The sequence below is a fragment of the Bacillus sp. FJAT-49736 genome (assembly GCF_018343615.1).
GTDB lineage: Bacteria > Bacillota > Bacilli > Bacillales > Bacillaceae_C > Margalitia.
The window spans coordinates 309681-330975 of sequence record NZ_JAGYPI010000004.1 but is presented as its reverse complement, the minus strand read 5'-3'; the positions used below and the strand labels follow the sequence as shown (position 1 = coordinate 330975).

The 21295-nt window shown below is 36.8% G+C and carries 18 protein-coding genes and 1 riboswitch; of the genes, 5 read left to right on the top strand and 13 right to left on the bottom strand.

All coding sequences use genetic code 11. The annotated features are described in order from the left end of the window. Positions 1-9: 9 nt before the first annotated feature. From KHA87_RS19630 to KHA87_RS19575, 12 genes are all read right to left on the bottom strand, one after another. Complete coding sequence (locus tag KHA87_RS19630; RefSeq protein WP_213095878.1) at positions 10-930, bottom strand: ABC transporter permease; 921 nt, start codon at positions 928-930, stop codon at positions 10-12. 7 nt (positions 931-937) lie between these two features. Beyond that, complete coding sequence (gene opp4B / locus KHA87_RS19625; RefSeq protein WP_213095877.1) at positions 938-1906, bottom strand: oligopeptide ABC transporter permease; 969 nt, start codon at positions 1904-1906, stop codon at positions 938-940. 17 nt (positions 1907-1923) lie between these two features. Then, the gene (locus KHA87_RS19620) at positions 1924-2850 is read right to left on the bottom strand and encodes an ABC transporter ATP-binding protein (protein ID WP_213095876.1); all 927 of its coding nucleotides are present in this window, start codon (positions 2848-2850) and stop codon (positions 1924-1926) included. Next, positions 2837-3859 carry an ABC transporter ATP-binding protein gene (locus tag KHA87_RS19615; protein WP_213095875.1) on the bottom strand — a complete coding sequence of 341 codons (1023 nt, stop codon included), beginning with the start codon at positions 3857-3859 and terminating at the stop codon, positions 2837-2839. The genes KHA87_RS19620 and KHA87_RS19615 overlap by 14 nt, the downstream gene beginning before the upstream one ends. 329 nt (positions 3860-4188) lie before the next feature. Continuing rightward, positions 4189-5979 (bottom strand): oligopeptide ABC transporter substrate-binding protein, encoded by a 1791-nt coding sequence (gene opp4A, locus KHA87_RS19610; protein WP_213095874.1) that lies wholly within the window; start codon positions 5977-5979, stop codon positions 4189-4191. A 19-nt stretch (positions 5980-5998) separates the two neighbouring features. After that, a complete protein-coding gene (locus KHA87_RS19605; protein WP_481748383.1) occupies positions 5999-6907 on the bottom strand; it encodes an ABC transporter permease in 909 nt (302 codons plus the stop codon). Positions 6908-6933: 26 nt separating this feature from the next. Next, positions 6934-7902 (bottom strand): oligopeptide ABC transporter permease, encoded by a 969-nt coding sequence (gene opp4B, locus KHA87_RS19600; protein WP_213095873.1) that lies wholly within the window; start codon positions 7900-7902, stop codon positions 6934-6936. Positions 7903-7921: 19 nt separating this feature from the next. After that, on the bottom strand, positions 7922-8848 hold the full coding sequence (locus tag KHA87_RS19595; RefSeq protein WP_213095872.1) for an ABC transporter ATP-binding protein: 927 nt from the start codon (positions 8846-8848) through the stop codon (positions 7922-7924). Beyond that, entirely contained in the window at positions 8835-9857 is a 1023-nt protein-coding gene (locus KHA87_RS19590; RefSeq protein WP_213095871.1) for an ABC transporter ATP-binding protein, read from the bottom strand. Before KHA87_RS19590 ends, KHA87_RS19595 begins: the two co-directional genes overlap by 14 nt. A 443-nt stretch (positions 9858-10300) precedes the next feature. Further along, positions 10301-11725: a degradosome RNA helicase CshA gene (gene cshA / locus KHA87_RS19585; protein WP_213095870.1), complete on the bottom strand. Its 1425-nt coding sequence runs from the start codon at positions 11723-11725 to the stop codon at positions 10301-10303. A gap of 333 nt (positions 11726-12058) precedes the next feature. Next, positions 12059-13438, bottom strand: a complete 1380-nt coding sequence (locus tag KHA87_RS19580) for a UDP-N-acetylmuramoyl-tripeptide--D-alanyl-D-alanine ligase (RefSeq protein WP_213095869.1) — start codon at positions 13436-13438, stop codon at positions 12059-12061. A gap of 70 nt (positions 13439-13508) precedes the next feature. Further along, the gene (locus KHA87_RS19575; protein WP_213095868.1) at positions 13509-14579 is read right to left on the bottom strand and encodes a D-alanine--D-alanine ligase; all 1071 of its coding nucleotides are present in this window, start codon (positions 14577-14579) and stop codon (positions 13509-13511) included. A 222-nt stretch (positions 14580-14801) separates the two neighbouring features. Next, positions 14802-14900: riboswitch (guanidine-I (ykkC/yxkD leader) on the top strand. Between the two features lie 57 nt (positions 14901-14957). On the opposite strand from KHA87_RS19575, the gene KHA87_RS19570 reads away from it, so the two are divergent. After that, complete coding sequence (locus KHA87_RS19570) at positions 14958-15269, top strand: hypothetical protein (RefSeq protein ID WP_213095867.1); 312 nt, start codon at positions 14958-14960, stop codon at positions 15267-15269. A gap of 201 nt (positions 15270-15470) precedes the next feature. Here KHA87_RS19570 and KHA87_RS19565 read toward each other — a convergent pair whose 3' ends face one another. Beyond that, positions 15471-16238 carry a hypothetical protein gene (locus tag KHA87_RS19565; RefSeq protein ID WP_213095866.1) on the bottom strand — a complete coding sequence of 256 codons (768 nt, stop codon included), beginning with the start codon at positions 16236-16238 and terminating at the stop codon, positions 15471-15473. 279 nt (positions 16239-16517) lie between these two features. Here KHA87_RS19565 and KHA87_RS19560 point away from each other — a divergent pair, with 279 nt between their 5' ends. The 4 genes from KHA87_RS19560 (at position 16518) to KHA87_RS19545 (ending at position 21228) form a co-directional block, all read left to right on the top strand. Further along, positions 16518-17837 (top strand): hemolysin family protein, encoded by a 1320-nt coding sequence (locus KHA87_RS19560; RefSeq protein WP_213095865.1) that lies wholly within the window; start codon positions 16518-16520, stop codon positions 17835-17837. Between the two features lie 179 nt (positions 17838-18016). Then, a complete protein-coding gene (locus KHA87_RS19555; RefSeq protein ID WP_213095864.1) occupies positions 18017-19216 on the top strand; it encodes an FtsW/RodA/SpoVE family cell cycle protein in 1200 nt (399 codons plus the stop codon). A 217-nt stretch (positions 19217-19433) separates the two neighbouring features. Continuing rightward, positions 19434-19835 carry a MerR family transcriptional regulator gene (locus KHA87_RS19550; RefSeq protein ID WP_213095915.1) on the top strand — a complete coding sequence of 134 codons (402 nt, stop codon included), beginning with the start codon at positions 19434-19436 and terminating at the stop codon, positions 19833-19835. Between the two features lie 43 nt (positions 19836-19878). Next, positions 19879-21228, top strand: coding sequence for a hemolysin family protein (locus KHA87_RS19545; RefSeq protein WP_213095863.1), 1350 nt, complete (start codon positions 19879-19881; stop codon positions 21226-21228). The last annotated feature ends 67 nt before the right edge of the window (positions 21229-21295 follow it).

The following is a 21295-nucleotide window of genomic DNA, read 5'->3' as shown; positions in this document are numbered from 1 at the left end:
CTTTTTTTATTATCCTAATCTTTGTCTTGCATCGGCTGCGCGTTTTAACGCTTGACCGATAAAATTTATACACAACATCATAACTAGAATAAGCAATGATGCAGGTAACCAAATCCACCATTTATTTTGGAGAACATCCGGATTGGATGCATAGCTTACGAGAGTCCCCAAGCTCGGAGAGCTTTCCGGCAATCCAAATCCTAGATAGGTTAAACCAGACTCGATCCCAATATTACCGGCTAGGTTTAACGTTAAGTTAACAATGATTATGGAGCTTAAATTTGGCAATATTTCACGAAAAATGATCTTCCAATGCGGTGTTCCTAATGTTTTGGATGCTTGAACATAATCAAGCTCGCGTTCAGCTAGTGTTTTGGAACGAATGAGCCTGGCTTTTCCTGTCCAATAGAATGCAGTTAATATTAATATGAAAGTATACACATTGTACTTAGGTGCAATAGTTACAAATACGATAATTAGCATTAATGTCGGTAGAATAATGATGAAATCAATAATACGCATTATTACATTATCCACTTGACCGCCGAAGTAACCTGCACAAAGACCTACACAAAGTCCGATGATTCCCGTTAATAAGGTAATACAAAAACCTATAGTAAAGGAGTTTTTGGCTCCTATTATTAATTGTCCTAGTATATCCCTGCCACCGTAATCAGTTCCCAGCAAATGCTCGGCCGATGGAGGAGCATAAATGGATAATAAATCAACTGTGATTATTTTCTCTTGATCTAGTATAAGAGAAGCCCCATATACAATGATCAAGAGTACCCCAAGTAAGATTAAAGATATTAATGCCAATTTATCTTTCACGAGCTCGCGCCACATGACGGATAATGCTCCGACATTCTTCGGTTTCCCAGCTTTCAACTCTGGATTTGCAATTTCTGCTTTCAAGTTTGTCCCCTCCATCCCTTGTTTACTCAATTCTGATTCGCGGATCTACAGCGCTTAAGATGATATCTGATAATAATGTACCTACTAAGGTAGCAAAACCAGATAGCATAACGAGAGCCGTAACGACACTAAAATCACGTTGTGAGATAGAGGAAATGAATAACTGTCCCATTCCTGGATATCCAAAAATAGATTCCAAGAATACCGATCCACTTATTAATCCTGTAATTTCATATCCTAGAAAGGCTGCAATCGGCAATAAGGAGTTTCTTAGAATATGGCTGGTATAAACTTTTGATTCATTAACACCCTTTGCTCTTGCTGTTTTAACAAAGTCTTTTATTTTTGTATCAATAATTTCATTACGCAACATTTGAATAGAATAGGTAGTACTTATTACCGCTCCTGAAAAAGCTGGTAAAATGAGATGATTAAGCTTGCTCATAAAATAAGCAAATGTACCATTTTCCGCTCGTATATCCACACTACCGCTTGTTGGAAACCATCCGAGGACAAATCCAAAGATGAATAGTACTAATAAGGCAAAGATGAACAGTGGTGTAGCATAGGTTAAATAATTGTAGCCAACGATCATTTTATCTGCCCATGAATCCGTCCATCTACCACTTACAATCCCAAGCGGTATGGCAATAATATAGGATAATATTAAGACCGCCGCAGATAAGAGAATAGTATTCCAAAGTCTCCCTTCCAATAGTTGGGTGACTGGTACTTGATGGATAACAGACATTCCAAGGTCACCATGCACTAATCCTTTTATCCATCTTGCATATTGTACATATGGAGGATCAAACATCCCTAATTTCTCTTTTAGTTCATGCAATGTCTGAGGGTCCATCTTTGGGTTGCTTGCTAATTGTCCCGTTAATGCATCTCCCGGCATTGCTTTCGCCAGTGCAAATATGAGAATACTCAATATGAACAACTGAGGGATCATGATTAGGAATCTACGAAATATAAACTTCAACATGTTTTATAGTCCCCTCTCTATGGTAGTGCCACCGAGTGGGTATCGGATATTGCTTTTAGCTTGTGAACTTTACCCTCGGTATTAAAATATTTATCATATGAATTTTTATATTCCGCACTTACTTCCTTGCGTAGCTCCACTTGTTTTTCTCTGTTTTCCGGATTGATATCAGGAATAGCGGAAATTAATCGTTTTGTATAAATATGCTGCGGGTTGGTATAAATTTCATCGCTTGTGCCTTCCTCTACAAATTGACCACGGTACATAATTCCAATCCGATCACACATATGCTGAATAATGCCTAAATCATGACTGATAAATAAATAGGTTAAATTAAACTCTTTCTGAATATCCTGCATAAAGTTAAGGACCTGTGCCTGAACGGATACATCCAAAGCTGAAACCGGTTCGTCCGCGATAATTAGCTTTGGCTTTAATGTTAAAGCGCGAGCAATACCAATCCGTTGTCTTTGTCCACCGGAAAATTCATGCGGATATTTATAAATGGATTCGGGATTTAACCCGACTTTTTCAATATAATATTGAACCTTTTCCTTTTCTTCTGCAGGTGATAATCTCTCAAAATTCCTTAATGGTTCCGCAATTATATCGAGTACACGCTTCCGAGGGTTTAAGGAAGAATAAGGATCCTGAAAGATCATTTGAATATCACGGCGATATTGATAATATTGATTCCGGCTAAGCTTTGTTAAATCCTGGCCATTGAAGATGATTTCTCCAGAGGTAGCCTTATTTAATCCTATAATCGTACGACCTGTAGTTGTTTTTCCACAGCCTGATTCTCCCACCAAGCCATATGTTTCCCCTTGTTTTAATTCAAAGCTAACATCGTCCACAGCTTTCACATGGTCAACAACTCTTCTGAAAAAACCTCCGCGAATTGGATAATAGACTTTTAGATTATTAATTTTAAGAAATGTCATAGTTTAAATCTCCTATGGCGTTTTTCGGAAAGTCAAAATTTTTATAACAAGTACAGCGAACATAGTGGTTTGGCTCTACTTCGCGTAAAACTGGATTTTCTTCATGTTCATGTTCATCCATCCACTTAATCCGCTCTTTAAAGCGGCATCCTTGTCTCGGTAATTTTTGCAGAGATGGCACAATTCCTTGAATCACATGCAACCTTCCCTTAGCGGTAGTTGTTGATGGAATGGAATTTAATAATGATCTCGTATATGGGTGCAATGGATTCTTGAACAATGTTGTTACGTCTGCAAGCTCCACAATTTCTCCTGCATACATAACTGCAACCCGGTCTGCCATTTCTGCAACAACCCCAAGGTCATGTGTAATAAGTATAATGCCCGTTTTCATTTGGCTTTGAAGATCCTTCAATAAGTCCATGATCTGTGCTTGAATGGTCACATCCAATGCAGTAGTGGGCTCGTCAGCAATAACCAATGAAGGTTCACACGCAATCGCGATTGCAATAACGACACGCTGGCGCATCCCGCCCGATAATTCATGAGGATACTGCTTGTAGGTCCTTTCCGGATTTGGGATACCTACCTTTTTCAATAGGTCAATTGCTCTTGATTTAATTTCAGATCCTGAAAGCTTCGTATGATAGTTCATGCTTTCTTCAATTTGCTTGCCGCAAGTCATCAGTGGATTCAACGCTGTTAATGGATCCTGAAAGATCATTCCCATATCCTTTCCACGGATCTTATTCAATTCCCCGATGGATAATGAGAGAAGGTTGCGACCGTTGAAATTGATATTTCCTTCTAATTTTGTTCTTTCTGCTGGATGTAAACCCATGACGGATAGTGCTAATGCACTCTTTCCACATCCGGATTCCCCTACTATAGCAACCACTTCGTTCTCATTGACCGTTAAGCTAACGTCATCTACTGCTGCATAATAATCATCTTGGATACGAAAGGAAGTACGTAGGTTCTGTAATTGTAAAAGTGGTTGATTCTCCAAAATAAATCCCCCTTAACCAAAAAAACCTCGATGTCAATATTTAAAATTTTATTAAAATTTCATTAAATCATTAACCAAATTATAGATTGATATATTCGAATAGTCAATATAGTTTTTTTATTTATATAATTCTAAAATAAACATCTATACTGAATATTCCTTTATCACATATGATTATTAATGGTTGATAGAGATATAGTTTTCTGCGGTGCCAACTAATCCGTATACTTATATAATTTGAGTTTTTCATTTTGTACTATATGAACGTAATGATTGTTGTTGGAAGACAAAAAAAAAGAAGACCCAATAGGATCTTCTCTTTTTTATCATTATTCAGCATCTGGTGTATCGCTTGTTACAGTTACGTCTCTCCAGATAGTATTTCCTTTTACCGGATCAAGTGAGTAATCTTTTACTCGGTTATTAACCGCTGTTAAAGAGTAGCTAAATAATCCAGGAATTAGAGGCATTTCATCATTCATATATGTTTGCCATTCATTATATACTTTCTTGCGGTATTCTTTATCAAACGCCGCTTCAGAATGTCCGTCTTCTAATAATTGATCGTTCTTATCGCTTACAAAGTGAACATAATTAAATGGTACATTTTTGCCGTATAGTCCATAAGGGTCAACGTCTGTTCCAGTATTCCAACCAGCAGCGAAAATATCAACCTTTGGATCATCCTCTTCAACCATCTTATAGAAGGAGTTGAATTCTGCTAAACGTCCATCCACTAGAGAAACATCTAAACCAACATTTTTCCAAGACTGAATATAGAATTTTGCAAGCGGCTCAGCCGTTTCAGATCCACTCATCGCTAGGAAGTTAATGTGGAACTTATTACCTTTTGGATCTTCACGAAGTCCATCTCCATCTTTATCCTTGTAGCCAGCTTCATCCAATAATTTCTTCGCTTTTTCAGGATCAAAAGTTGCAGGATTTGAATCCTTGTCATACCAAGTAGCGAAGGATGGTGGAATTAATCCAGTTGCCGGGAATTTCAATCCATTATAAATTTTTTCACCAATAGATTTAAAATCTATAGCATATGCCATAGCTTGACGTAATTTCTTATCTGCGAATTTCGGATTATCCATTACGTTTTCGCCTTTTTTCGCATCCCAATGGCCTAATTTGAAGCCAATATAGCTATAAGATAATGCTGTTTTACCTACGAATTGAAATGCTTTTGCATTTTTAGCAGCAGGGTATTGGTCTGCTGGGAATGAAGCTATATCCACTTCACCTTTTTTAAGTGATTGTAAAACTACTTTAGGATTAACAACTTTTAAAATAATTGATTTTAATTTTGGCTTCCCTGCATAATAATCGTCGTTGCGTACATATTCAACCGATTCTCCAGGAACAATCTTTTTAATCTTGAAAGGTCCAAAACCAATTGGAGTCTTGTGAATTTTGTCAGATTTTGCAAGATCTTTAATAGGTATATCACCTAGGTAGTGCTTAGGCATTGCATATGGCCAGAAACCAGTTATTAATGCTGGGCTTGGCTTTGTAAATGTGAAAGAAATAGTTTTTTCATCAATAATCTTAATACCAGAGATATCTTTTGCCTTTCCTGCATGGTATTCTTTCATCCCTACGATGCTTTGGATAAGGTCATCACCATAACGAACTCCAGTGTAATCTGGGCTACCAATTACTTGGAAAGAATACTTATAATCTTCCGCTGTTACTGGTTTGCCATCTGACCAATTAACATTATCCTTGATTTTTACAGTAAACGTTTTATTATCATCTGATAATGTATAGCTTGCAGGGCCATCGTTTGTGAATTCATAATCTGAATTACTCCAGAATAACGGCTCTGAGAAGAACTGTAATACTTCAGAATCTGGCTGTCCAGTATAGAACGCATAGTCCAAAGTACCTTCAAATGGAGTATTGGAAAGTAATGCATAAGTTAAAGTTCCATCTTGTACTTCTGTTTTATCATTTTTTACTTGCATTGGGAACTTGCTGGTATCTACAGCTGGTTTACCAGGCTCACTTTTCTTCTTGCTGCCATTTCCGCCTGTCGAGCTGCTACATGCAGACAACAGTAGTCCCAGGACAACGATGAGACTTAAAATCTTAAGTAGATGATTCTTCTTCATCCTTTATTTTCCTCCCTTTTTAACCTAATCTTTGTCTTGCATCGGCTGCGCGTTTTAACGCTTGACCGATAAAATTTATACACAGCATCATAACTAGAATTAGCAATGATGCGGGTAACCAAATCCACCATTTATTTTGAAGCACATCCGGATTGGATGCATAGCTTACGAGAGTACCCAAGCTTGGTGTACTTTCCGGCAAACCGAATCCAAGATAGGTTAAACCAGACTCGATCCCAATATTACCGGCTAGGTTTAACGTTAAGTTAACAATGATTATGGAGCTTAAATTTGGCAATATTTCACGAAAAATGATCTTCCAGTGTGGTGTTCCTAATGTTTTGGAGGCCTGTACATAATCAAGCTCTCTCTCCGCTAAAGTTTTGGAACGGATTAACCTTGCTTTTCCCGTCCAATAAAAAGCTGTCAATATTAAAATGAATGTATACACATTGTACTTTGGTGCAATTGTTACGAAGACGATAATAAGCATTAACGTTGGCAATATAATAATGAAATCAATAATACGCATGATAATATTGTCTACTTTACCGCCGAAGTAACCTGCACAAAGTCCTACGCAAAGGCCGATAGCCCCCGTTAAAACGGTGATGCAAAAACCTATAGTAAAGGAGTTTTTGGCTCCTATTATTAGTTGTCCTAATATATCCCTTCCACCGTAATCTGTTCCTAGCAGATGCTCTGCGGATGGAGGAGCATAAATAGATAACAAATCTACTGTTACAATCTTCTCTTGATCTAGTATAAGTGCTGCTCCATATACGATGATTAAAATAATGGCCAGCAAAATGAATGAGCAAAGCGCTAATTTATCTTTTACAATTTCTCTTAGCATTATGGAGAATGCACCATGATTTTTTGGCTTCTTCTCCTTCATTTCTGTCGGATTAACCACTTCAGCTTTCATGTACGATTGTCCTCCTCTCCCACTTGTTATTCAATTCTGATACGCGGATCTACAGCACTTAGAATGATATCCGATAATAATGTACCGACTAGAGTTGCAAAACCAGAAATCATAACGAGAGCTGTGACGACGCTGAAATCACGTTGTGAGATGGAATCGACAAACAACTGACCAAGTCCAGGGTAACCATAGATAGATTCCAAGAATACAGATCCACCTATTAATCCTGTTATCTCATACCCTAAAAATGCCGCAATCGGTAATAAGGAGTTTCTTAAAATATGGCGAGTATATACTCTTGATTCATTAACCCCTTTTGCTCTGGCTGTTTTAACAAAGTCTTTAATCTTTGTATCAATAATTTCATTACGTAGCATTTGAATAGTATAGGTAGTGCTGATAATTGCCCCTGAAAAAGCTGGTAATATAAGATGATTTAACTTGCTTAAATAGTAAGCAAATGTCCCATTTTCTGCTCGAATGTCTACACTTCCACTAGTCGGGAACCATCCGAGGACAAATCCAAAAATGAATAGTACTAATAAAGCAAAAATGAATAGCGGTGTTGCATAAGTTAAATAATTGTAACCAACAATGGTCTTATCTGCCCATGAATCTGTCCATCTTCCACTTACAATCCCAAGTGGGATAGAGATAATATAGGACAAGACCAAAATCGCAGCAGATAAAAGTATAGTATTCCACAGTCTTCCTTCTAGCAGTTGTGTTACAGGTATTTGGTGGATAACAGACATTCCGAGATCCCCATGTACTAATCCTTTAATCCAATGTGCGTATTGCACATATGGCGGGTCAAACATCCCTAACTTCTCTTTTAGTTCATGCAATGTTTGCGGGTCCATTTTCGGATTGCTTGCCAGCTGTCCTGTTAATGCATCCCCAGGCATTGCTTTTGCCAGTGCAAAGATGAGAATACTTAGAATAAATAGCTGAGGGATCATGATCAAAACTCTTCGCAAAATAAACTTCAACATTTTCTACATTCCCCTCTCTCTATGGTAGTGCAACTGAGTGTGTATCAGAAATGGATTTTAGTTTGTGTACCTTGCCCTCAGCATTAAAGTATTTATCGTATGAATTCTTATACTCTGCGTTTACCTCTTGGCGAATATCCGTTTGTTTCCCTCTATTTTCAGGATTAACATCTGGAATAGCCGATATTAATCGTTTCGTATAGATGTGCTGCGGATTATTATAAATATCATCACTTGTACCTTCTTCTACAAATTGACCACGATACATAATTCCGATCCGATCACACATATGTTGGATAATTCCTAGGTCATGGCTTATAAATAAATAGGTTAAATTAAATTCCTTTTGAATATCCTGCATGAAATTCAGTACTTGCGCTTGTACGGAAACGTCCAATGCCGAAACCGGCTCATCCGCAATAATCAGCTTTGGCTTTAGCGTCAAGGCTCTTGCAATCCCAATCCTTTGCCGCTGTCCGCCTGAAAACTCATGAGGATATTTAAAAATGGATTCGGCGTTCAACCCTACTTTTTCAATGTAGTATGCGACTTTATCTTTTTCTTCTGATTTAGATAGCTTTTCAAAATTCCGCATTGGCTCGGCAATTATATCCAGTACACGTTTTCTTGGATTTAATGAAGAATAAGGATCTTGAAAAATCATTTGAACATCTCGGCGAATATGATGAAATTCCTTTCGGCTCATTTTCGCTAAGTCTTGACCTTCAAACAGAATCTCTCCAGATGTTGCCTTATTAAGACCGATTAGTGTTCGGCCTGTTGTCGTTTTTCCACATCCTGATTCTCCAACGAGTCCGTAAGTTTCTCCTTGCTTTAATTCAAAGCTGATATCGTCTACCGCCTTTACATGGTCAACGACTCTTCTGAAAAAACCGCCACGAATTGGATAATAAACTTTAAGATTGTTCACTTTAAGAAATGTCATCGTTCATGTCCCCTATGTCGTTTTGCGGAAAATCAAAATTCTTATAGCATGTACAACGTACATAGTGATTTGGTTCAACTTCCCGCAAAATCGGATTTTCTTCATGTTCATTGGCGTCCATCCAGTCGATACGATCTTTAAATCGGCAGCCTTGTCTAGGAAGCTTTTGTAAGGATGGTACAATACCTTTTATAACATGTAATCTGTCATTTCCCGATGTGGTAGAGGGAATAGAATTTAGCAAGGAGCGTGTATATGGATGAAGCGGATTTTTGAATAGTGTATTCACATCTGCCAGCTCCACAATTTCTCCAGCATACATGACTGCCACGCGATCTGCCATTTCGGCTACAACACCAAGATCGTGTGTTATTAAAATAATGCCTGTTTTCATTTGCTTTTGAAGATCTTTCAATAAGTCCATAATTTGAGCTTGGATTGTCACATCCAAAGCGGTAGTTGGTTCATCAGCAATAACTAGTGAAGGATCACATGCAATCGCGATTGCAATGACCACGCGCTGACGCATACCGCCGGATAATTCATGAGGATATTGCTTGTAAGTCCGTTCAGGATTCGGAATCCCAACTTTTTTCAGCAATTCTAACGCCTTTGCTTTAATTTCAGACGCGGATAATTTTGTATGGTAATTCATACTTTCCTCAATTTGCTTTCCGCAAGTCATAAGCGGGTTAAGTGCAGTTAGCGGATCCTGGAATATCATCCCCACATCTTTTCCGCGAATCTTGTTCATTTCTGAAGTAGATAGTGAAAGCAAATTACGGTTTTGGAAATTAACATTGCCTTCTAATTTCGTTCTCCCCTCTGGATGTAATCCCATTATGGAAAGAGCAAGAGCACTCTTACCGCATCCAGATTCTCCTACAATAGCTACTACTTCATTTTCATTAACCGTTAATGAAACTCCATCTACAGCAGCATAGAAATTATCTTGTATTCGAAATGAGGTACGTAAGTCTTGTAATTGCAAAAGTGGTTGATTACCCAACGTGAGTCCCCCTAACAAAGAAACCTATATGTCGAAATTTGTTGAATTTCGTTAATATTTCATTAAGTTTATATTTCAAATTATAGATTGATATATTTGAATAGTCAATACAATTATTTTATTTATATAATTTATAAATTTCCCTCTTTGATTAAAATTGGCTCTAAATAGCCAATTTAGAAAACAATAATGAGAATAATTTATTTTATCAAAATAATCTGTAATAATATAATTATTTTAATTTTATTACTAATTATTATACAAGTAAAATTTTGAATAGTTTGAATTGGATGGGTGTATTTGTCGATTAAAGGAGGAAATGAAGAAAATAAAAACACTCCTTATCTTTGATAAGGAGTGTTCATTCTAGCTCACTAAAGTCGGCCTTGTCTCATCGCTTACTCTTTTATTGGCCCCGTTCTGGTTATTTTAGTTTGATTTGATTACGGTCTTCTTCCCGCTCTTTTTGGTTTTCGGTTTTTATTCGCATAGGAAGAAGAAGATTGTTTCCCTCTACGAACAGAGGATTTTTGCGATTCTCGTTTCACCGGTAATGGACGCTCTTCTGTAATATGAACTGGTGTATTATCAGGTTCTTTCGTCATTACCTTTAAGGCCGCAGCTGTAACCATGAGCGGATCATTGCCTGCCAGAAGCTCTTTAGCTACAGTATAATATTGCTCTAGATTACCTTCCCTTAAAATTTCATTAATACGATCCATTGAGACACGTTGTTGACCTTCAAACGCCTCATCAAGGGAAGGTGGACGCATAGGCATCATGCGTTTTTTCGTAGTTTGTTCCACTGTTTTTAAGTATCCCATTTCACGAGGGCTAACAAATGTAATTGCCATACCTTCTTTTCCAGCACGACCTGTTCGGCCAATACGATGTACATAGGATTCCGGATCTTGTGGAATATCATAGTTATATACATGTGTAACGCCTGAGATATCAAGACCTCTTGCTGCTACATCGGTTGCTACAAGCACATCTATCTTGCCTTCTTTAAACTTTCTTAGAACAGAAAGACGTTTCGCTTGACTAAGATCTCCATGGATTCCCTCTGCAGTGTAACCACGTAGATTCAAGGCATTTGCCAATTCATCCACACGTCTCTTCGTACGTCCAAAAACAATTGCCAGCTCAGGGGACTGAACATCTATTAAACGTGAAAGGATATCAAATTTTTCTCGTTCATAAACCTTAACAAAATATTGTTCAATAAGCGGAACAGTCATTTCCTTTGTCTTCACTTTAATTAATTCTGGATTTTTCATAAATCTCTCAGCTATTCTGCGAATTGGATCTGGCATTGTAGCGGAGAAAAGAAGTGTTTGCCTGTCTCCGGGAACACTGGATAGAATTGCTTCAATATCATCAATGAATCCCATATTTAACATTTCATCGGCTTCGTCCAAAATTAAAGTGTGAACCTGATCCAACTTCAAAGTACGGCGGTTAATATGATCTAGGATTCTTCCTGGTGTTCCAACAATTATTTGCGGACCTTTTTTCAAGGCTTTTATCTGCCTTCCGATATCTTGGCCCCCATATACGGCTAAAACTCGAGTTCTAGAATCATAACCAATTTTATATAATTCCTCTGACACCTGGATAGCAAGCTCACGAGTTGGCGCAATAATAATTCCTTGAATATTTGGATTTTTTGTATCAATTTTTTCAATTAATGGAATTCCAAATGCTGCTGTTTTACCGGTACCAGTTTGTGCTTGCCCGATAATATCGACACCTTTTAAGCTAAGTGGAATTGTCTTAGCTTGGATCGGTGTTGCTTCTTCGAAACCCATTCTTTTAACAGATTTTATTAGGGATGGGCTTAATTCTAATTCTGAAAACTTCGTCAATGCTTCTCATTCTCCTTCTAGACACTTAACAGGGCCATATTAACCCCCTTGGGTTATACTCGATTCTATTTCAAAAAAGACATTTCTACCTCTTATGTTTTACGGCAAAAAGTGTAAACGATACTGTATATGGTATCATTAATAGATAGAGATTTCAATGTAAATGGAATCCATAAAATACGTATAGGTCCACTTACTTTACCATCTAAAATGACTGATTATTTTACCTTTTCTATCCACATTTCCACATGGTTTAGGGGGCATTTCTAGTTTAACAATAATGTCCCTCCTATATACCTTAAAAGTAGGAAATGGAACTTGATTATATTTTTCTTATTTTTCCATTAATGAATCAACCACATCTTCCAATTTCATTCCTCTGGATGCTTTTACAAGAATAAGTTCATTACCCCTTATAACGGATAATAAAGCATTCGTCAATTTCTGTTTATCTAAATACGAAAATACCCGCTCGGACCCAAATTGCTTGGTTGCTTCTTCAGCAATGTAATACCCAAGTTCACCATAAGTATAAACATATTGGATTTTGGATGGTTGAAGAAAACGTCCAATTTCCCGGTGGAATTCTATTTCATCCTTGCCTAGCTCCAGCATATCTCCAAGAACAACAATTTTTGATTTCGTTTGTTCCAAATCCATTACTAAATTTAATGCTGCCTTCATGGAAGTAGGGCTGGCATTGTAAGCATCGTTAAGAATTTTTACTCCCTTCATTCCTGACAGCATTTCCATTCTCATTGCAGTAAGCTGCATGGAGGAAAGGCCTTCTTTTATTTCATTTAAAGATAAACCGAACTCCAAGCCTGTCATGATGGCGGCAAGGGAATTTAATACATTATACTCCCCTAACACTGGGATAAATAGAGAAAGTTCTGGTGCAATATTAGTGGAATATGCACTACCAAATTCTTCTTGTTTTACATTCATTGGGTAAATATCATTTTCATTGCTTGCGCCAAATGTTTTCCTGCGAATATTAGGATAAGCTTGAATCCTTTCTTTCAGCAGTGGCTCGTCTCCCATATAAATGAATAATCCATCGGGCGATAAGCCTTGAACAATTTCCATTTTTGCATCGGCTATCGCACCCCGGGAGCCTAGATCTTGCAAATGCGCCTCGCCAATATTCGTAATAATTGTCACATCAGGTCGAGCCAGCTTTGTTAAAAACTCTATCTCTCCTTTTGCACTCATTCCCATTTCCAAAACAGCAATCTCTGTGTCTTCATTTAATGACAAAACAGTTAACGGGAGTCCTTGTTTTCCATTAAAATTGCCTATTGTTTTTTGCACTTTATATTTTTGGCTTAATACACTTGCTACCATATCTTTGGTAGTGGTCTTTCCGTTACTGCCTGTAATTCCGACGACTTTTACATCCAATTCATTTAAGTAAGCTTTAGCCAGCTCTTGCAATGCTGTTAAAACATCCTCTACAATTAATATCGGCAGGTCCTCCGGCGGGTTGGGCACATCCATTTGCCAGAAAGCTGCAGCTGCACCATTTTGAATAGCTGTCTCTACAAATAGATGTCCATCTGAAAACCGCCCTTTTAAAGGTACATATAAATTCCCTTCCTCAATCACCCTTGTATCGATACATGCGCCGTTAATTAAAGTATCCTCGAAACTTGTTATATCGTTTTCTATTCTGATCATTTTTGAAATTTGTTTAATCGTACGCTTCATCATTTATCTTGCGCCTCCATTAATCCAATTCTCTTGTAAAGTGAATTGGAATCACTAATCGTGATTCCTTCCATTAAAACGAATATTTAATTTGCTGCTTTTCTTCATAGCGCTCCAATGCTAATTGAATCAAACGTTCGATTAATTCCGGGTATTCCATACCGCTATGCTTCCATAGAAGTGGGAACATACTGACAGGTGTAAATCCGGGCATCGTATTCACTTCATTAATGAATACATTCCCATTCGTTGTTACAAAAAAATCAGCACGAACTAGTCCGGAGCAATCCAATGATTTAAATGCTTTTTTTGCCAAATCAGATAGATTTGCATATAATGCTTCAGGAATATCTGCCGGAATAATTAGGGATGTATCTCCATCTTCATATTTTGCTTTGTAGTCATAAAAGGCTGTTTTGGGAAGAATTTCACCTGCGATAGAACATTCAGGATAATCATTCCCTAGAACACCAATCTCAATTTCACGGGCAATAACACCCTCTTCAACAATTATTTTCCGGTCAAATTGGAATGCTTCTTTATAAGCTGCAGCTAATTCTTCACGGTTTGTACATTTACTGATTCCTACACTGGAACCAAGATTTGCTGGTTTCACAAAACATGGATAGCCGATTTCCTCTTCCACATACGAATATGCAGCTTCAGGGTTAACTTGCCACGCACTTCTTAAAGACCACACATATTTTACTTGCGGAAGTGAGCTTTGCGAAAATATATTTTTCATAATTACTTTATCCATTCCGGCTGCAGATGCAAGGACACCATTTCCTACATACGGAAGATTTAAAAGTTCCAGCAACCCTTGAACCGTTCCATCCTCGCCATTTGGTCCGTGTAGGAGAGGAAAAACAACATCATATCCAGGTTTTCCTGTTTCATCCATTAATGATGTAATGGCATTTGATAAAACCGAATTATCTTCCTTAAATTCCAAATCAGAAACATTTTCAACTGGTTCAGTTATTTGCCGGCCTTTTATCCACTGACCTTCAGTTGTAATAAATATGGGATGAATTTCGAATTTTTCTTTATTAAGTGCTTGAATAACTGCCTTTGCAGTTTGCAAAGAAACTTGATGTTCAGCGGATTTTCCTCCATATAATAAACAAAGCTTTGTTTTCATAATGATCCTCCAGTTACTCTCTCGTAGAATATGTTTCTATATTCATGACATTTGCCTAGAAATATCATATGTAAAAAATTCATAACGGTGAAAATCAACAAAAGATTTCGCTATTAATATTAACCTATATACAGTGACAATTCATCCCTCATTTCATAAATTCGTACTTTCGTTTCATTTCTGGATTTTTTGCTGATCTTTTGTTAATATCTATTTAATTGCATATATGTTTTCTAGGGTTCCGTAGCATCCTGCTAGACTGGTCCAAGGGAAAACGCACAGATGAACTGTGTAACACGGAAGGGGAAAAGCCTGGGAGATATATCGTTTTTATAATAAACGGTATATTTCCCAGGCTTTTTCAAAGGAGGATAATAAATGAATTATATTTTGGAATATAAATGGATAATATTGGTGTGTCTAGAGGTTTTAGCTTGGGCATCTACTTTTTTTCTATTCTATTCTCGGTATGGGATGAAATCTAAATTTTGGTTCAGAGTAGCTAGTATTTTATTTGCCATCACAGGTGTAATTCCACAGGTTATTATTGGTGTTGTTAACTTTATTCATACGAGGAAATTAGACATATTCACCCTTATTATTGTCTTATTGATTGTATATGGATTTACATTCGGAAAAAAAGAAGTAAAAAAATTAGATGCTTGGGCGCAAAAAAAGTTTTCAAAATAAAAATCCGCATATGTTATGCGGATTTTTATTACTGTCTAGCTCGAGCGCCTATCGACCATTGGATTTCTACCCCTTCTCCCAATGATCAATCAACATCGACTCGTCCCTCGCCATGTTTCCTTTATCTGTAATCGGAAAGTGAAAATTGAAGAGTTATTTTCACTCATCCATACACCGATGGGCAAGGCGTTTGTGCTTTTCTTATTTTATAAAGCATTTCCATTCCTTTAGTTTTCGATCATACACTATCTTGCCATCTACCGGTCGATTGCCGAGATTGTCGTATTCCTCCTGCATTTCATCCATATAATAGAAGTCACCGATTACCCATATCGGAATTTCTATTTGAGAACGGGAGTATTTTGCCCTTTCTAAAGAAATCACCATTCCCTCTTTCATATTCTCGATGAAAGGGTAGAGAATTTCTACTGGTACATTCGAAAACTCTCTTCTGCGCCTTAGACCAAACATCGGCTTTTCAGCCTTTTCACTTATTTTGTTCATAATGGAGCAGCCTAGGACCCGATAAAAGTTATCAAATGAACGATAATATGTTTTATTAAATAACCCGTCTTCATGCGCAAGGTAAGCAAAATGATTATCTAACTTCCGATAAAAAGGGAGTCGAAGATGATTTTTGGAGTGACTTAAATATAATAGCTCGGCAATTTCTTGTCCCTCTAATAGGTTCAATGCTTCTTCATTATCAAAATCAATCCAACAAAAGTCTCCGTAATTATTTACATCCTCGTTGGCAAGCTTCGAAATCGTTTCATTGTCTACATAATCAAATAAAGTATGTAAATTGTAATTTACCTCCTCATATTGATGGCGAAGAAGTAAAAGGTTGGAAATCTCAGGATTTGCTATTGCGAATTCCTTGAAATCTATTCCCGAAGATATTACATAGTGATCTGGGAAATTCACATGTATATAGATAACATCACGATTCCGTGTATGATTTTTCAATTAAAGTCCCTCCGAATAATACCATACCTAAAAAAAAGCTTCTTAATAGAAACTGTATCTAATCAAATCAAAGTTACAATTTATTTTACCAAATTTAAATTAAAAATCCTCCATTATTTTTGCCAAATTTTATTTTTTGATAAAATTTATATTTGACTCATTCTACCTTGCACTATTTACTTTCATTTTGGGTAAAGTATCAATATATGTGCAAAATGTTAGGAGGTGCTTGTCCTTTTAAGATGACTAAGTACAAATTCAATTTAAAAGGACAAAACAATGCCTGTTTTAAAACTCTTTCTAATCATAATATTAATTGCCCTCACTGCTTTTTTTGTCTCAGCTGAATTTGCATTTGTTCGAGTCCGCTCTTCCAGAATTGATCAATTAATTGCGGAAGGCAACAAAAAAGCTGCAATAGTAAAAAAAATACTTTCAAAATTGGATGGATATCTATCAGCAATCCAATTAGGAATAACCGTTGTTTCCTTAATACTTGGCTGGCTAGGTGAGCCTACAATGAAGCAGTTGTTAAAGCCAGTTTTTCATGTCATACACACTTCATCTTCCGTTGAAGATATTTTATCTTTTATTCTTTCCTTTGCCATTATTACGTTTTTGAATGTTGTGCTTGGTGAATTAGCGCCGAAAACCATTGCGATTCAAAAAGCGGAAACCATCACATTGTTGTATGCAACACCACTTATATGGTTCAGCCGTATAATGTTTCCATTTATATGGTTGTTAAACCGATCATCCCGCCTTGTTACAAAAATTTTTGGCTTCGAGCCCATCCCTGATCATGAGATCGCACATTCCGAGGAGGAACTAAGAATAATCCTTTCTGAAAGTCTTAAAAGTGGAGAAATAAACCAATCGGAATATAAATATGTCAACAATATTTTCGAATTTGATAATCGAATCGCAAAAGAAATTATGGTCCCGAGAACGGAAATTGTCAGTATAGACAAAGACTCTACCATTGAAGAGATAATGAAGATTGTTCGGACAGAAAGATATACTCGATACCCTGTCACAAATGGAGATAAAGATAGTATTATCGGACTAATAAATATTAAAGAGCTTTTAACAGACTGTATTTACAACGAATGTCTCGAGGATGATCCTGTAGAAAAATATATTAATCCAATTCTTCGTTTTATTGAAACTGTACCTATACAGGATCTTTTAGCTAAAATGCAAAAGGAAAGGACACATATGGCCATCCTTTTAGATGAATATGGCGGAACAGCTGGATTGGTTACAGTGGAGGATATTCTCGAGGAAATTGTGGGGGAAATCCGCGACGAATTTGATGCGGATGAAGTACCGCTCGTTCGAAAAATAGCAGAAAACCATTTTATATTCGACGGAAAAGTATTAATTGAAAATGTGAATGATTTATTGGGAACAGACATATCGGATGAAGAGGTTGATACAATCGGAGGCTGGCTATTAACACAAAAATATGATTTGCAACAGGATGACAAGATTGAAGCAGCTCCATTCCTATTCATTGTATCTGAAATGGAAGAATCTCATGTTCTTTACGTTGAAGTAAAAAAAATTATTGCGGAACAAGCCACAGAGAATTTGTAATTGGCAGACCAAATCACATGTAGATTTGGTCTTATTTTTTAGAGGACATTAGTTCTCTTAACCGCAGTAAAATATTATACATTTTTTGAACAAAATCATCTTATGTATATATATTGGAAACTTTTCCTTATTTCTTTCGTCTTAATAATATGGATAAATTGAGGAATTAGGTGAAAATAATGGAAAAACAAAATAGATTCATCGATAAAATTGACTGGACATTAGTATTGCTACTATTTCTTTTTTTCCTAGTTAGCTGTATCTCCATATATAGTGCGCAAACCTCTAATCAATATGGGAAGAATTTTGTGATGCTGCAGGGATTTTGGTACATACTAGGTTTCATTATTATTGCATGCTCCTTGTTCTTTGAACCAAGTCAATATAATAAACTAGCATTCTATCTATACGGAATCGGCATTGTAATGCTCATTGGCCTTATCATCGCTCCTCATTGCCCAGAGAAAGGATGCTTAGTCCCTAAGAGAAATGGTGCAATAAGCTGGTATATCCTACCTGGAGTGGGAGCCATACAGCCTTCCGAATTCATGAAAACCTTCATTATTTTAGCTATTAGCAAGGTTATTGCAGGGCATCATGAAAAGGTTCGGATCAAAACCTTTAAAACTGATGTTCAACTTCTGCTAAAAATTGGTGTGACAGCTGCCATTCCGCTTGGATTGATCATGCTACAACCAGACTTGGGAACTAGCCTGGTTATTTTAGTCATTGTATCAGGACTTATTTTAGTATCAGGTATCACCTGGAAGATCCTTGTCCCGCTATACGGTGCACTAATCACTTTAGGTGGAACTGTATTATATTTAGTAATATCAGCACCTGAATTAGTAAATAAGTACTTAAAGGCACAAGCTTATCAATTTGACCGTATCTATACCTGGATCGACCCTTATAGTTACCCTGATGAAGGAAGGCAATTACGAAGCTCCATTATGTCCATTGGTTCCGGTGAGGTTTTTGGAAAGGGATTTATGGGACAGCAGGTGTATCTACCAGAGCGACATACCGATTTTATTTTTAGCGTAATTGGAGAAGAATATGGATTTATCGGGTCAAGCTTAGTTATTTGCTTATTTTTTGTTCTTATCTACCACTTAACGAAGACCGCAATTATAACAAAGGAACGATTTAATACCTATATATGTGCGGGTGTAATAGCCATGATTACCTTTCATGTCTTTCAAAATATCGGCATGACTATTCAAGTACTCCCGATTACAGGGATTCCCTTGCCATTCATCAGTTACGGCGGAAGCTCCTTAATGGGAAATATGCTCGCATTGGGGGTCATTTTCAGCATTCGCTTTCATCATAAGGAGTATATGTTTTCATCTTCAACAGATAAGTTTTACCTGTAAAAGATTAATCGTTCGCAATGAAAAACAAAAGCTAATAATGAATACTGGACAATAAATTTCCATATTGTAAAATATACACATAAATAAGTATCACGTTTGACTGTACGGTTTGTTTTTTCTATAATATTATTAATATTTTTCGTTATAAAAGCTGGACTTTGGAAAGAGTACAGCATTCTTTCTTTAAAGGTGGTGATAGGATGGGGTCGTATACCGTATTGGAGAGTTAGCAACCTTAGCCAATGTATCAAAGAGAACGATAGATTACTATACAAGTTTGGGTCTCTTGCAGGCTAATCGTTCTAAATCGAATTATCGTATATATGCTTCAGAAGCTTTAGAGGATCTAAAATTTATTGAAAGATACAAAGAGCTCGGAGCATCACTTAGCACTATCCGAAAGAAAATGGAAATGAAGAAATGCCAGGAAATGAATGAAACAATCGTACAACAGCATATTGAAGCTGTTTCCAAGCACATGAAGCAGCTAGAAATGGAGCTTTCCGATTTGGCTCCTGTCATAGAAGGGCTTAATTCTCAGCAAAAAGAGACTATTTACAAAAGGCTTACGATAGAGAGCGCACTGTTGGTACAGTCGCTACATTTCTTAACAAAATAGGAGGTGACTCCTATCCCGTCTATTACGGGATAGGAAAACTTATTTGGACATATTTAAACTAGTGCTTGTTTTTTTTCTAATAGCACTTTCCGCATTTTTTGTTGCATCAGAATTTGCAATTATAAGGGTGCGGAGTTCACGAATTGACCAGCTCATTGAAGAGGGAAGTAAAAATGCGCTGGCTGTGAAAAAAATTATTACCAACTTGGATGAATATTTATCTGCCTGTCAGCTAGGAATCACTATTGCATCATTGGTTTTAGGATGGATTGGAGAGTCAGTGGTATCGAAATTACTGCATCCGTTGTTTGAATTACTCCATATACCGGGCTCTATTACGAATGTTATTTCTTTAGCTCTCTCTTTTGCTGCAATTACTTTTATTCATGTAGTTGTTGGGGAATTGGCACCGAAAACATTAGCTATTCAAAAAGCAGAATTTCTTAGCTTGTTGCATGCTAAACCATTAATTTTCTTCTATCGTTTAATGTTCCCGTTTATTTGGGTATTAAACAACTCTGCCCGTCTTGTGACTAAAATTTTTGGTCTTAAGCCGACCAGTGAAAATGACATTGCTCATTCGGAAGAGGAATTACGTATTATTTTATCGGAGAGTCTTAAAAGCGGCGAGATCAATCAATCAGAGTTTAAATATGTTAATAATATCTTTGATTTTGATAATCGAATTGCAAAGGAAATTATGGTACCACGCACGGAGATTATTTCCTTATCAAAAGAGGATAACCTGCAAACATTTTTGGATGTTGCAAAGGAAGAACGTTTTACCCGTTATCCCGTTATTGACGGGGATAAGGACCATATCATGGGAATTGTGAATGTGAAGGAAATACTCACAGACATGATTAATGAAAAAGGGATTGAAGAGCTTTCCTTACAAGATTATATCCGTCCGATTATCCGTGTTATTGATTCCATTCCGATTCATGATTTATTAGTTATGATGCAAAAGGAAAGGATTCATATGGCTGTATTAATTGATGAATACGGAGGTACATCTGGTCTTGTAACGGTTGAGGATATATTAGAGGAAATTGTCGGCGAAATCCGCGACGAATTTGATATGGATGAGGTTCCGTTAATACGTAAAATAAAGGATAATCATTTCATTATTGATTCTAAGGTTCTTTTGACCGAAGTAAATGACCTTTTGGGAATTGATATTCAGGACGAAGACATCGATACGCTTGGCGGTTGGGTATTAACTGAAAACTATGAAGCTAAGCAAGGCGATATTATCGAATTTGAAGATTTTGAGTTTATGATCAAAGAAATGGAAGACCTTCACGTTAAATATATTGAGGTTAAGAAAAAAAACGCTCAAGAAGTGAAAGTGAAGCATAATATTCCATTAACAAATTCGGAGGCAATTTAGAAAGGCGTAAATGCCCTGCTCATCGGGGTATGGATTAGTGATATTATGTGCATTTTCACCGAGTTAA